This is a genomic window from Diaphorobacter sp. LI3 (assembly GCF_022807955.1).
Lineage (GTDB): Bacteria > Pseudomonadota > Gammaproteobacteria > Burkholderiales > Burkholderiaceae_C > Diaphorobacter > Diaphorobacter nitroreducens.
Genome location: NZ_CP094346.1, coordinates 3,391,587 through 3,404,858 on the forward strand (window position 1 = coordinate 3,391,587; position 13,272 = coordinate 3,404,858).

The following is a 13,272-nucleotide window of genomic DNA, read 5'->3' on the forward strand; positions in this document are numbered from 1 at the left end:
CACCGATGCAGGTTTTGCCGGCACTCCACATCTGCTGCGCAGATAGGAGTGCCGTCCAACCCCGCAAGCGCTGCGCGCCGGCGCCTTGCGGCGCCTCCTGCATCAGTTGGACTGCGCCAACTGATCCAGGATTGCGGGGTTTTCCAGGGTGCTGGTGTCCTGGGTGATGGGTTCGCCCTTGGCGATCGAGCGCAGCAGGCGGCGCATGATCTTCCCACTGCGGGTCTTGGGCAGGTTGTCACCGAAGCGGATGTCCTTGGGCTTGGCGATGGGGCCGATCTCCTTGGCGACCCAGTTGCGCAGTTCGGTGGCGATCTGCTTGGCCTCCTCGCCCGTGGGGCGCGAGCGCTTGAGCACCACGAAGGCGCAAATCGCCTCGCCCGTCAGGTCGTCGGGACGGCCCACCACGGCTGCCTCGGCCACGAGGTCCGTCTTGGCGACCAGGGCGGACTCGATCTCCATCGTGCCCATGCGGTGGCCCGACACGTTCAGCACGTCGTCGATGCGGCCCGTGATGCGGAAGTAGCCACGGTCGGCACTGCGCACGGCGCCGTCGCCGGCCAGGTAGGTGGTGCCCCCCAACTCTTCGGGGAAATAGCTTTTCTTGAAGCGCTCGGGGTCGCCCCAGATGGTGCGGATCATCGAGGGCCAGGGCCGCTTGATCACGAGCATGCCGCCCGCGCCGTTGGGCAGGTCTTTGCCGGTTTCATCGACGATGGCGGCCTGGATGCCCGGCAGCGGCAAGGTGCACGAACCCGGCACGAGCGGCGTGGCACCCGGCAGCGGGGTGATGACGTGGCCGCCGTTTTCGGTCTGCCAGAACGTGTCCACGATGGGACAGCGCTCGCCGCCCACATGGCGGTAGTACCACATCCAGGCCTCGGGGTTGATGGGCTCGCCCACGCTGCCCAGGATGCGCAGGCTCGACAGATCCCAGTTCTTGGGGTGCACGCTCTCGTCGGAGTCGGCCGCCTTGATGAGCGAGCGGATGGCAGTGGGCGCCGTGTAGAACACCGTGACCTTGTGGCGCTCGATCATCTGCCAGAAGCGCCCGGCGTTGGGGTACGTGGGTACGCCCTCGAACACCACCTGTGTGGCACCCGCAGCCAGCGGACCGTAGGCCACGTAGGTGTGGCCCGTGATCCAGCCGATATCGGCCGTGCACCAGAACACGTCGTCGGGGCGAATGTCGAAGGTCCACTCCATCGTCACCTTGGCCCACAGCAGGTAGCCGCCGGTGCTGTGCTGCACGCCCTTGGGCTTGCCCGTGGAGCCGCTGGTGTAGAGGATGAACAGCGGATGCTCCGCGCCCACGGGCGTGGGTGGGCATTCGGTGCTCTGCCCGGCCAGGATCTCGGAGAAGGTCTTGTCACGCCCCGCCACCATGTCGCAGGCCGTGGCCGTGCGCTGGTATACGAAGACACTCTTGATGCTGTCGCAGCCGCCCATGGACAGGCCCTCGTCCACGATGGCCTTCAGGGGCAGTTCCTTGCCGCCGCGCAATTGATAGTTGGCCGTGATCACCGCCACGGCGCCCGCATCGATGATGCGCTCGTTCAGCGCCTTGGCAGAGAAACCGCCGAACACCACGCTGTGCGTGGCGCCGATGCGCGCGCAGGCCTGCATGGCCACCACGCCTTCCACGCCCATCGGCATGTAGATGAGCACGCGGTCGCCCTGCTGCACGCCATGCGCCTTCAAGGCATTGGCGAACTGGCTCACGCGCTCCAGCAGTTGCCGATAAGTGACCTGGGTGACGGTGCCGTCGTCGGCCTCGAAGAGGATGGCGGCCTTGTTCTCGACCGGCGTGCCCATGTGCTTGTCCAGGCAGTTGGCACTGGCGTTGAGCTCGCCGTCGGCAAACCACTGGTAGAACGGCGCCTTGGACTCGTCCAGCGTCTGCGTGAACGGCTTGGTCCATTGCAGGTGCTCGCGCGCCAGGCGCGCCCAGAAGCCCTCGGGATCCTTGTTGGCTTCGGCGCACAGGGCCTCGTAGCCGGCCATGCCCGACACGCGGGCCGCCTTCACCACGCTATCGGCAGGCGGGAAGACGCGGTTCTCCACCAATACGGATTCGATGGCATTGGACGATGCACTCATGGGTTTGTCTCCTGAAGCTAAGAATTTTGAGTGGTACTTTCAGCCCTGGTACTTACAGGCCACTGACGGAGCGCCACAGCATACGGCAGCGCTCCAGCGCCATGCCCTGGCATGCGTGAAATGCCTGACGGTGGCATGTCTTCGGGGCGAAACGGGCTGCCCCTAAAATCGCGCGCCTCACCTTCCCGACGCATTTCCCGTCACCATGACCTCCCCTTCCCCCCATTCCGCCCACATGGCAAACGCCCCGCTGCGCCCCCTGCCCGCCCTGATCTTTGCCAGCCGCTGGCTGCAACTGCCCCTGTACCTGGGCCTGATCGCCGCCCAGGGCGTCTATGTCTGGCATTTCCTGCTGGAACTGTGGCACCTGGTGGAAGCGGCTTTCGGCAATGAGGCCGCGCTGCAGGCGCTCATCACCAGCATCGGCTACAAGCCGGACGCGCCGGTCACCTCGCTCAACGAGACGGTGATCATGCTGGTGGTGCTGGCGCTGATCGATGTGGTGATGATCTCCAACCTGCTCATCATGGTGATCGTCGGGGGCTACGAGACCTTCGTGAGCCGCCTTGGTCTGGACCGCCACCCCGACCAACCCGAGTGGCTGGGCCATGTGAACGCCTCGGTGCTCAAGGTGAAGCTGGGCCTGTCGATCATCGGCATCAGTTCGATCCACCTGCTCAAGACCTTCATCAACGCCGCCAACTACAGCGAGAAGGTGCTGATGTGGCAGACCATCATCCACGTCACTTTCCTGTTCAGCGCGCTGGCCATCGCACTCACCGACCGGCTGCTGCACACCTCCGAGGACAAGCACTGAGGCATGCGGCCGGGCACCCGGCCAATCGCCCGCAAACCCATGGAACGCCCGCACTCCATGGGTTTTTTGCTTCAAAAGCCCTGTAGCACCCATTCAACAAGCGCGAGCAGCTATTAATTTTGCAGCAACTGGCGAGCCTGCCCTCCGTCCACGCGCGACATAGCACAAATCAAAAAACCCGTTTTTTGACTAAAAAACACCGAATAACTATACTTTCACGGTGTTTTACAACCTGCCACGCAGGTAATTCGCTCTTTGTGGCTGCGTTGCCCGAGAGCGCCCCGTGCCAACGCGCCTCCCACTGCTGGCGGCCCTGGCACACAGGCCGAAGTATTCGCCCCTGATGCCCCAGGGTGCCCTGCCGCCAATGCGCGGCGCACGGTACCCGCGTGACTGCGCAAGTCCTCAGCCAGACCTCTTGCGCCGCGCACCCAGGCCCTTGCGCACCGTTCGCGTGCCATTCGGGCCGATCTGGTCACTTTTCGTGTCCGCCCTCTTCCCGGCCCTGCAGGCCGCGCCCGTCGATTGGCGACGCGCGTGCCCTCGCGGGGACGCCGCATCGGGGTCGTGTGTGCCGCTTTGGCCTTTGCGTTCCTGCCGCCATTGGTGCGGCAGGGGCCCGTTCAACCCGTCACAACCGAGGAAGGACCCACACGTTGGCCAAGCAAATCATCATCGACCATGTCTTCAAGGTCTTCGGCGACTCGCCGCAGGAAGCGCTGCGCCTGGTGCAGCAGGGCCTGAGCAAGCAGCAGATCCTGGAGCGCACGGGCCATTCCATCGGCGTGTTCGATGCCAGCTTCACCATCGAGGCCGGCGAAATCTTCGTCGTCATGGGCCTATCGGGCTCGGGCAAGTCCACGCTGGTGCGCATGCTCAACCGCCTGATCGAGCCCACCAGCGGCCGCATCCTGGTGGACGGCCAAGACATCAACCGTCTGGGCGACCGCGAGTTGCGCGCGCTGCGGCGCAAGGACATCAGCATGGTGTTCCAGTCGTTCGCCCTGATGCCCCACATGACGGTGCTGGACAACGCCGCCTTCGGGCTGGAACTCGCCGGAGTGGACCGTGCCGAGCGCCAGCAGGCAGCGCAGGAGGCCCTGCAGCAGGTCGGCCTGGGCGCCTGGGGCGCCAGCTACCCCGACGAACTCTCGGGCGGCATGCAGCAACGCGTGGGGCTGGCGCGCGCGCTGGCAGCCGACCCGTCCATCCTGCTCATGGACGAGGCGTTCTCCGCGCTGGACCCGATCATCCGCACCGAGATGCAAAGCGAGCTGCTGCGCCTGCAGCAGATCAAGCGCCGCACCATCGTCTTCATCTCGCACGACCTGGACGAGGCCATGCGCATCGGCGACCGCATCGCCATCATGAAGGACGGCCACGTGGTGCAGGTGGGCACGCCCGACGAGATCTTGCGCGCGCCTGCCAACGACTACGTACGCAGCTTCGTGCGCGGCGTGGACGCTGCGGCGGTGTTCAAGGCGGCCGACATCGCGCGCCAGGCGCTCACCGTGGTGTCCGAGCACGACGACCGCGGCTGCCGCGCGGCACTGCGCCTGCTGGAAGACTCGGACCGCGACCACGCCTACGTGCTCAACAGCCGCAAGCGCCTGCTGGGCGTGGTGTCGTCGCAGTCGCTGCGTGAAGCGCTGCACGGCCGCCAGGGCGCGCTGGGCCTGCACCATGCCTTCTTGCCCAATGCCCAGCCGCTGGATGCCGCCACGCCGGTGGCGGACCTGTTCGGCCCCATGGGCAGTGCGCCCTGCCCGCTTCCGGTGGTGGACGAGGACGGCATCTACCAGGGCGTGATCAGCCGCACCACGCTGATGAAGTTCCTGGACCGCGACACGCCGCCCGTGCCGCCGCCGCAGGCGGAGGTGCCACCCATCCAGCTCAACCCCCACTTCCCGGCGCAAGCCAGCACGCCGGTGGCAGCGCCCCGCTAAGAACAACACAAGGAGAGGACACGCATGAACGACACAACGCAAGAGACCGCCGCCATCGACGACCCCTGGGCACCCGCCGACGCCGCGCCCGCTCAGGCGCAAGCACAAGCCAGCGACCCCTGGGCCGCCGACACGGCGCTGCAACCCGCGGATGCCGATCCGTGGGGCGCTGGCGGCACCGCCGGCACCGATGCCACGGCCGACGTGGACTGGCTTGACGCCGCAGCGGCGCCGATGCCCGAGCCCGACGCCGGCCTGGCCGGCCTGTGGCAGCAGATCGCCACGGACGGCCTGCCCGTGCAGGGCTGGATCAACGAGGGCCTGCATTGGGTGGTGGAGAACTTCCGCCCGTTCTTCCAGGCGGTGCGCGCGCCCATCGACGCCACGCTCACCGGCGTGACCGACCTGCTGCTGGCCGTGCCCGCGCCCGCGCTCATCGCGCTGGTCACGCTGCTGGCCTGGCAGTTCGCCGGCCGCGGCCTGGCCGTGGGCGCGGCGCTGTCGCTAGTGCTGGTGGCGCTCTTGGGCATCTGGCCCGACGCCATGGTGACGCTGGCGCTGGTGCTCACATCGCTGTTGTTCTGCGTCGTCATCGGCCTGCCCATGGGCATCGTGCTGGCGGCCAGCGAACGCGCACAGCGCTGGACGCGCCCGCTGCTGGACGCCATGCAGACCACGCCCGCCTTCGTGTACCTGGTGCCGGTGGTGATGCTGTTCGGCATCGGCAACGTGCCGGGCGTGATCGTGACCATCGTGTTCGCGCTGCCGCCGTTGGTCCGCCTGACCAACCTGGGCCTGCGCCAGGTGCGCCCTGATCTGATCGAGGCCAGCCGCGCCTATGGCGCTTCGCCCCTGCAATTGCTGTGGAAGGTGCAGCTGCCGCTGGCCATGCCCTCGATCATGGCCGGCATCAACCAGGCGCTGATGCTGTCGCTGTCGATGGTGGTCATCGCCTCGATGATCGCCGTGGGCGGCCTGGGCCAGATGGTGCTGCGCGGTATCGGCCGGCTGGACATGGGCCTGGCCACCGTGGGCGGCCTGGGGATCGTGCTGCTGGCCATCGTGCTGGACCGCCTCACCCAGGCCATGGGCCAGCCGCGGCGCGCCAGTGCGCGCTGGTGGCACACCGGCCCCGCGGGCCTGGTGCTGCGCGCCGTGCGCGGCAAGCCCGCAGCGCCCGCATCGCAAGCCGCCCCGCTTGCCACCCCCCGCAACTCCGCGGCCTGACACCACTCCCGTTCACCACCAGAAAGGAAACCCCGGATGACTCTTCTGTCGCTGACCTCTCCCACACACACTGCACGTTCCGGCGCATGCGCCGCCCTCGCCCGCCGCCTGCGCGCGCCGCTGGCCGCGGTTGCCGCGGGTCTGGGCCTGGCGCTGGGCGCCACCGCTGCGCTGGCCCAGCCCACCGCCCTGCCCGGCAAGGGCGTGAAGGTGCTGCCTCTCAAGAGCTCGATCGCCGAGGAGACCTTCCAGACACTGCTGGTCATGAAGGGCCTGGAAAAACTCGGCTACGACGTGCAGCCCATCCAGGAGGTGGAGTACCCCACGGCCCACATCGCCATCGGCAATGGCGACGCCACGTTCATGGCCGACCACTGGAACCCGCTGCATGCCGACTATTACAAGAACGCCGGCGGCGACGCGAAGCTCTACCGGCGCGGCACCTACTCGGGCAACGCGGCGCAGGGTTACCTGATCGACAAGAAGACCGCCGACGCGCATGGCATCACCAACGTCGAGCAGCTCAAGGACCCGAAAATTGCCCAGCTGTTCGACACCAACGGCGACGGCAAGGCCGACCTGACGGGCTGCACGCCCGGCTGGGGCTGCGAGGCCATGATCGAGCACCACCTGGACGCCTACGGCCTGCGCAACACCGTCACGCACCAGCAGGGCACCTACTCCGCGCTGATCGCCGACACCATCACGCGCTACCGCGCGGGCAAGCCCGTCCTGTACTACACCTGGACGCCCTATTGGGTGAGCAACGAGCTCAAGCCCGGCAAGGACGTGGTCTGGCTGGAAGTGCCCTTTTCCTCCCTGCCCGGTGAGCAAAAAGGCCTGGACACGCGCCTGCCCAACGGCAAGAACTACGGCTTCGTGGTGAACCAGCAGCAGATCGTGGCCAACAAGGCCTGGGCCGAGGCCAACCCCGCCGCCGCCAAGCTGTTCGAAGTGATGCAGCTGCCCGTGGCCGACATCAACGCCCAGAACCACCTGATGAGCCGGGGCCAGAACAAGGCCGCCGACATCGAACGCCATGTGAACGGCTGGATCAAGGCACACCAGAAGACCTTTGACGGCTGGGTGCAGCAGGCGCTGGCCGCGGCCCGCTGACGGGTGCCTTTGCAACAATTTGCATAAAAACAGGAGATAACGCCCGTCCCTCATGCGCGAGAAGCTATCTTTTAAGTAGCACCAGAATCGGGCGGGGCGGGCTTTCGCCCCGCCCATGCCTGCGGGCGAGGCGTTGCCATTGGTTGCATTTGGCGCGCTTCGTGCCATCGCGGCCAGACCCCGGGGGTGGCCCGGCCGTGCCATCCTCGGCGTTTCACCACGGCCAAGCGGCTCCCCACTTCATGCAACTTCCGCGTCTCACCCTCCAAGGCAAGGCCTTTGCAGCCCTGTCGGCGCTGCTGGGGGTGATGCTGGTGCTGTTCGTGGGCTTCTCGCTGCTGGGGCTGCAGCGGGGGCTGGGCCCCTACGTGGCCGAGGTGGAGTTGGCGCGCATGGACTGGCTGGTGTTCCGCCTACAGGCCGCGTATGAACAGCAGGGCGGCTGGCAGACACTGCGCGAGCAGCCCGGCCTGTGGCGCGAGTTGCGCCGCCCGCGCAACGTCCAGATGCCGACCTTCGGACCCGCTCCCGTGCCTGCGCCGGAGCCCCTGTTGCTACCCCAGGTCACGCCCGGCACGGCCCCGCCGCCGGTGGACGCGCTTTCGCGGCGCCTGGGCGTGGTGGATACGCAGGGCCGCGTGGTCGCGGGCGCCGCACCCGTTGCCGGCGGTGCGCGGACCGCGCTGCGCGACGGCGAGGGGCGCCTGATCGGCCACCTGGTGCTGGCGCCGCTTGACGGGCTGGAGCGCGATGCGGACCGCGCCTTCCTGTCCAAGCAGCTCGGTTTCGTGGTGTGGAGCGGCGTGACGGGCCTGGCGCTGGCACTGCTGCTGTCCTGGTGGCTGGCGCGGCGCTGGCTGCGCCCCATCGACACGCTGGTGACCGGCGCGCAGGCCATTGCGGCAGGCGAGCTGCACACCCGCGTGCCCGAACAGGCCGACAGCGAGGAATTCACCCGCCTGATCCACACCTTCAACGCCATGGCCGAGCAGCTTGCGAGCGTCGAGGCCTCGCGCCGCCAGTGGATCGGGGACACCGCGCATGAACTGCGCACGCCGCTGGCCGCGATGCGCGCCGAGATCGAGGCCGTGCAGGACGGCGTGCGCCCGTTCGACGAGAAGACCGCGCGCCGCCTGCACCGCCAGGTGATGCGGTTGATCCAGCTCGTGGGCGATCTGCGCGCCAGCGTGGACATGGCCGGCGACCAACCCCCGCCCGTCATGAGCGCCGTGCAGCCGCTCGCGCTGCTGCGCGAGGCCATGGCCGGCATGCAGTCGCGCTTCGACCAGACGGGCGTCGCGCTGCAGGCCGCGCCAGACCTGGCCACGCTCGCCAAGCAGCCGCTGCAGGTACACGGCAACGCACAGCAGTTGCACCGCGTGTTCCTGAACCTGCTGGAAAACAGCCTGCGCTACACCGACCCTGGCGGGCGGCTGCAGGTGTCGGCCAATGTGCAGCGCAATGGCGGCTCGCCGCGCCTCACGCTGCGCCTGGACGACACGGTGCCCGGCGTGGCGCCGCACGAGCTGCCGCACCTGTTTGAGCGTCTGTACCGTGCCGAGGCCTCGCGCCGCCGCGCCTCGGGCGACCTGGGCGGCTCGGGCCTGGGCCTGGCCATCTGCCGCACCATCGTGCAGGCGCACGGTGGCCAGATCGAAGCCAGCGCCTCGCCGCTGGGTGGTCTGCGCATCACCCTCACGCTGCCTCTACTGGAGAACCCCTCGCCATGACCACGCCCGCACGCATCCTCGTCGTGGAGGACGAGCAGGACATCGCCGACGTGCTGCTGGACTACCTGCGCCACGCGGGCTACGCCCCGGAGCACGCGGCCGACGGCCGCACGGCCCTGCAGGCCCTCACCGCCCCCCAGCCGCCGGACCTGACGCTGCTGGACGTCATGCTGCCCGGCATCGACGGGCTGGAGGTGCTGCGCCAGGCGCGCCGCCACACCGACAACCCCATCGTGGTGATCACCGCCCGCGTGGAAGAAGTGGACCGCCTCATCGGCCTGGAACTGGGCGCGGACGACTACATTTGCAAGCCCTTCTCGCCGCGCGAGGTGGTGGCGCGCGTGAAGGCCGTGCTGCGCCGGCGCGCACCGCCGGCCCAGGCCGCCGCGCAGGCGGAGCTGGCCTACGGCGCGCTGGTGCTGGACGAGGCCCAGCTGCAAGCCACGCTGCACGGCGCCCTCGTGGCGCTGACACCGCGCGAATGGCATCTGCTGCGCACCCTGCTGGCACACCCGCGCAGCGTGCTGTCGCGCGCCCAGTTGCTGCAGCACGCCTACCCGGACTCGCCGCAGGAGCCCAACGAGCGCGCCGTGGACAGCCACATCAAGAATCTGCGCCGCAAGCTGCGCAGCGCCGACCCCGCCGGGCACGACTGGATCCGCTCGGTCTATGGCGTGGGCTTTGCCTTCGACCCGCCCGCGGCGCCGCAGGACGCGCAGGACGCGCAGGACGCGCAGGACTGAAGATGCTCCTTTTTCTATAGCTGCTTGCGCTTTCCACAAGCGCGTTTAGAGCACTTTTTGCTTTAAACGCACCCGGGCAGCTACAGCGGCCTACGCCGGGTGGGGACAAGGGTTTGTTACCGAGCGTGACGGCGCCTAGAATGCCGCAGCCTCTGTTCCCGCTCCCGGCGCCCTTCACCGACGAACCACCATGCCCGCTCCCCTGCGCTTTTGTGCCGACGTGTCGCTGCAACGTCCCCTGTTGTCGGCGCGCGAGCGCGAGGCCCTGGACCGTAGCCCCTGGTTCTCCACCCTCTCGCCCTCGCTGCGGCACGACATCTTCCGCCTGGGTCACGTGACGCGCCATGCACACGGCGACCTGATCGTCGAGCAGGGCCGTCCCATCCGCGAATGGTTCACCTGCGCCAGTGGCGCGCTGCGCTTTCAACGCACCACGCCCTCCGGCAAGCTGGTCACGCTGGCCTATGTGGAGCCCGGCATCTGGGTGGGTGAGGCCGAGGTGCTCTACGGCCGCCCCTGCACCTACGACGCGCATGCCCATGGCCCCACCACGCTGTTGAGCGTGCCCGAACCCACCTTCCGCACGCTGCTGCAGGAGCATCCCTCGTTCGGCGAGGCGCTGCTCACGCTGCAGGCATGGAGCATGCGGTCGCTGTATTGCATGATGGAAGACATGGCCACGCTGCCGCTGCGCGCGCGCCTGGCCAAGCAATTGCTACAGCTGCTGCAGCGCTTCGGCCCGCAGCGCACCGAGCCGGGCGAGAGCGTGCCGCTGGGCCTGTCGCTGGCGCAAGACGAGCTGGCCTGCCTGCTCGGCGGCTCGCGCCAGCGCGTGAACGTGGAATTGAAATGGCTGGAACGCGAGGGCCTGATCAGCGTGCGCCCGCGCGGCATCGAAATCCTGGACGCCGCCGGCCTGCAGACGCTGGTGGACCAGGCTGCGGCAGACGGCCGCGGCGACGACTGAGTAACCGTCTTCGAAGTCAAGCGCAATGAAGCGACTTGTCCCAAGGTTTTCCAGTGCGCACCATGGCGTTGAGCGTGGTGAGCAACTTGCGCATGCAAGCGACCAGGGCGACCTTGGGCAACTTGCCAGCGGCCTTCAGACGCTCGTAGAAGGCCTTGATGGCCGGGTTGTAGCGGGTGGCCGTGAGCGTTGCCATGTACAGCACGCGGCGGATCTCGAAGCGCCCGCCTTGTACGCGCCGCCTGCCCTTGCTGCCGCCGGAGTCATTGGCCATGGGCGCCACGCCCACCAATGCAGCGATCTCGCGCCGGTTCAGCCGGCCCAGCTCTGGCAGCTCGGCAATCATCGTGGCACTGGCCACCGGGCCGACTCCCGCAGCCGACTGCAGCAGCGTGTCGAGCTCCCCAAAGTGCTCGCGCACATGCGTGACCATCTGCTCTTCGATCTCATCGAGCTGCGCCTTGATCGCCGCCTCGATGGCCTCGATGCTGGCGTGCAGCTTCTTGGGCGTGATCTGCAGCCGTTGGCGCTCCGAATGGAGCATGGTCAGCAACTGGCGCCTGCGCGTGACCAGGGCCGCGAGCCACTGCTGGCGCTCATCGGCCAGGGGGCGCAAGAAGCGCTGCAGATCGTCGCGGCGCAGCAGCACCGCTGCCAGCTCGGCCAGCGTGCGCGCATCCACCGCGTCGGTCTTGGCCAGGCGTCCCATGGATTTGGCGAAGTCGCGCGCCTGGCGCGGGTTGATGACCGCCACGGGCAGGCCTGTGGCCTGCAGGGCACACGCTAACGCGGCCTCGTAGCCGCCGGTGGCCTCCATCACCACCAGACCCACGTCCAGGGGCTGCAGGGCAGCCGCCAGCGCCGAGTGGCCTTCGGCATCGTTGTCAAACCGCTGGGCGCTGCTCTTGGCACCCAGCACACAGACATCCACGTGCGCCTTGGCCACGTCGATGCCCACCGTCACTGAGGTAACAGACATGATCTTCAGATCCCTTGCTTGTGCATGCGCGCTCAATCAAGGCGCGCGTAACCGTTCGGGCTTCACGAAGACCAGCGCGGCGGCCATGCGTTCTGTACTCAGTCACGGGCTCTATCACCCCAGCGCCTACCAAACTGCACGGGCCGGTCTGGCCGCCTCAACGGCGTTCAGACTCTACCGCGCTGGTCTGGTTTAAAGATACAAGCGCGCCGCCCACCGTCGCAACGTCCCTCCCAGCCGTCAGCGCCCCACCATCCGGGCGGGCACCACCCACTCATCGAACTGCGCGGGCGTCACGTAGCCCAGCGCCAGCGCGGCCTCGCGCAGCGTGCTGCCTTCCTTGTGCGCCTTCTTGGCAATCGCCGCAGCCTTGTCGTAGCCGATGTGCGGGTTGAGCGCCGTCACCAGCATCAGCGAGCGCTCCACCAGCTCCGCGATGCGCGCGCGGTTGGGCTCTATCCCCACGGCGCAGTGCTCGTTGAAGCTCACCATGCCGTCGGCCAGCAACCGCACGCTCTGCAGGAAGTTGTGCGCCACCAGCGGGCGGAACACGTTCAGCTCGAAGTTGCCACTGGCCCCGCCGATGTTGATGGCCACATCGTTGCCCAGCACCTGGGCGCACAGCATGGTCAGCGCCTCGCACTGCGTGGGGTTCACTTTGCCGGGCATGATGGACGAGCCGGGCTCGTTCTCAGGGATGGTGATCTCGCCGATGCCGCTGCGCGGGCCGCTGGCCAGCCACCGCACGTCGTTGGCGATCTTCGTGAGGCTGGCCGCCAGCGTCTTCAGCGCGCCGTGGGCATGCACCAGCGCGTCCTGCGATGCGAGCGATTCGAACTTGTTGGGCGAGGTCACGAAGGGCTGGCCGGTGAACTGGGCCAGCTCCTGCGCCACACGTTCGGCGTAGCCCTCGGGCGCATTCAGGCCCGTGCCCACGGCCGTCCCGCCCAGGGCCAGTTCATGCAGGTGCGGCAGCGCCGCGCGCACGTGGCGCTCGCCATGGGCAAGCTGCGCCACCCAGCCCGAGATCTCCTGCCCCAGCGTGAGCGGCGTCGCATCCTGCAGATGGGTGCGGCCGATCTTCACGATGTCGTCGAACGCCTCGGCCTTGGCCTGCAGGGTGGCGCGCAGCTCCTCCATGGCGGGCAACAGCCGGTGCACCAGCGCCTGCACCGCGGCCACATGCGTGGCGGTGGGGAACACGTCGTTGCTGGACTGGCTCTTGTTCACGTCATCGTTGGGATGTACGAGCCGTGCCTCGCCACGCTCGCCGCCCAACAGCTCGCTGGCGCGGTTGGCCAGCACCTCGTTGACGTTCATGTTGGTCTGGGTGCCCGAGCCGGTCTGCCAGACCACCAGCGGGAACTCGTCGTCGTGCTCGCCCAGCAGCACCTCGTCGGCCGCGGCGACGATGGCGCGCGTCTTGTCCGCGCCCAGCAGCCCCAGCGCGTGGTTGACCCGGGCCGACGCGCGCTTGACCTGCGCCAGCGCGCGGATGAGTTCCTGCGGCTGTCGTTCACCCGAGATGGCGAAGTTCTGCAGCGAGCGCTGCGTCTGCGCGCCCCAGAGCCTGTCGGCCGGCACCTCGATGGGGCCGAAGGTGTCGCGTTCGATACGGGTGCTGGAATTCATGGAAACGCCTTTCTG

General features: G+C 68.1%; 10 protein-coding genes. 7 read left to right on the top strand and 3 right to left on the bottom strand.

The window, feature by feature from the left end:
- Window positions 1–102: 102 nt before the first annotated feature.
- A complete protein-coding gene (gene acs, locus MRB47_RS15860; protein ID WP_252101175.1) occupies window positions 103–2,100 on the bottom strand; it encodes an acetate--CoA ligase in 1,998 nt (665 codons plus the stop codon).
- Between the two features lie 205 nt (window positions 2,101–2,305).
- On the opposite strand from acs, the gene MRB47_RS15865 reads away from it, so the two are divergent.
- The 7 genes from MRB47_RS15865 to MRB47_RS15895 all read left to right on the top strand — a co-directional run bounded on the left by MRB47_RS15865 (window position 2,306) and on the right by MRB47_RS15895 (window position 10,646).
- Complete coding sequence (locus MRB47_RS15865; protein ID WP_135149901.1) at window positions 2,306–2,917, top strand: TIGR00645 family protein; 612 nt, start codon at window positions 2,306–2,308, stop codon at window positions 2,915–2,917.
- Between the two features lie 656 nt (window positions 2,918–3,573).
- A complete protein-coding gene (proV, locus tag MRB47_RS15870; protein WP_252101176.1) occupies window positions 3,574–4,863 on the top strand; it encodes a glycine betaine/L-proline ABC transporter ATP-binding protein ProV in 1,290 nt (429 codons plus the stop codon).
- 24 nt (window positions 4,864–4,887) lie between these two features.
- Window positions 4,888–6,090, top strand: coding sequence for a glycine betaine/L-proline ABC transporter permease ProW (gene proW, locus MRB47_RS15875; protein ID WP_252101177.1), 1,203 nt, complete (start codon window positions 4,888–4,890; stop codon window positions 6,088–6,090).
- Between the two features lie 36 nt (window positions 6,091–6,126).
- On the top strand, window positions 6,127–7,206 hold the full coding sequence (gene proX, locus MRB47_RS15880; protein WP_231403361.1) for a glycine betaine/L-proline ABC transporter substrate-binding protein ProX: 1,080 nt from the start codon (window positions 6,127–6,129) through the stop codon (window positions 7,204–7,206).
- Window positions 7,207–7,448: 242 nt separating this feature from the next.
- Window positions 7,449–8,936, top strand: a complete 1,488-nt coding sequence (locus MRB47_RS15885) for an ATP-binding protein (RefSeq protein ID WP_252101178.1) — start codon at window positions 7,449–7,451, stop codon at window positions 8,934–8,936.
- The gene (locus MRB47_RS15890; protein WP_252101179.1) at window positions 8,933–9,679 is read left to right on the top strand and encodes a response regulator; all 747 of its coding nucleotides are present in this window, start codon (window positions 8,933–8,935) and stop codon (window positions 9,677–9,679) included. The genes MRB47_RS15885 and MRB47_RS15890 overlap by 4 nt, the downstream gene beginning before the upstream one ends.
- Before the next feature lie 190 nt (window positions 9,680–9,869).
- Complete coding sequence (locus tag MRB47_RS15895; protein WP_252101180.1) at window positions 9,870–10,646, top strand: Crp/Fnr family transcriptional regulator; 777 nt, start codon at window positions 9,870–9,872, stop codon at window positions 10,644–10,646.
- A gap of 16 nt (window positions 10,647–10,662) precedes the next feature.
- Here the strand turns inward: MRB47_RS15895 and MRB47_RS15900 are convergent, their stop codons facing one another.
- Together MRB47_RS15900 and fumC are read right to left on the bottom strand one after the other, a co-directional pair.
- Window positions 10,663–11,625 carry an IS110 family transposase gene (locus MRB47_RS15900; RefSeq protein ID WP_011804582.1) on the bottom strand — a complete coding sequence of 321 codons (963 nt, stop codon included), beginning with the start codon at window positions 11,623–11,625 and terminating at the stop codon, window positions 10,663–10,665.
- A 240-nt stretch (window positions 11,626–11,865) separates the two neighbouring features.
- Entirely contained in the window at window positions 11,866–13,257 is a 1,392-nt protein-coding gene (gene fumC, locus MRB47_RS15905; protein ID WP_252101181.1) for a class II fumarate hydratase, read from the bottom strand.
- Window positions 13,258–13,272: the final 15 nt, after the last annotated feature.

What these genes read in the sequence shown, in the direction of transcription:
- acs (WP_252101175.1), bottom strand. Translation starts at nt 2,100, where the DNA reads ATGAGTGCATCGTCCAATGCCATCGAATCCGTATTGGTGGAGAACCGC.
- proW (WP_252101177.1), top strand. Translation starts at nt 4,888, where the DNA reads ATGAACGACACAACGCAAGAGACCGCCGCCATCGACGACCCCTGGGCA.
- MRB47_RS15885 (WP_252101178.1), top strand. Translation starts at nt 7,449, where the DNA reads ATGCAACTTCCGCGTCTCACCCTCCAAGGCAAGGCCTTTGCAGCCCTG.
- MRB47_RS15890 (WP_252101179.1), top strand. Translation starts at nt 8,933, where the DNA reads ATGACCACGCCCGCACGCATCCTCGTCGTGGAGGACGAGCAGGACATC.
- MRB47_RS15895 (WP_252101180.1), top strand. Translation starts at nt 9,870, where the DNA reads ATGCCCGCTCCCCTGCGCTTTTGTGCCGACGTGTCGCTGCAACGTCCC.
- proX (WP_231403361.1), top strand. Translation starts at nt 6,127, where the DNA reads ATGACTCTTCTGTCGCTGACCTCTCCCACACACACTGCACGTTCCGGC.
- MRB47_RS15900 (WP_011804582.1), bottom strand. Translation starts at nt 11,625, where the DNA reads ATGTCTGTTACCTCAGTGACGGTGGGCATCGACGTGGCCAAGGCGCAC.
- MRB47_RS15865 (WP_135149901.1), top strand. Translation starts at nt 2,306, where the DNA reads ATGACCTCCCCTTCCCCCCATTCCGCCCACATGGCAAACGCCCCGCTG.
- fumC (WP_252101181.1), bottom strand. Translation starts at nt 13,257, where the DNA reads ATGAATTCCAGCACCCGTATCGAACGCGACACCTTCGGCCCCATCGAG.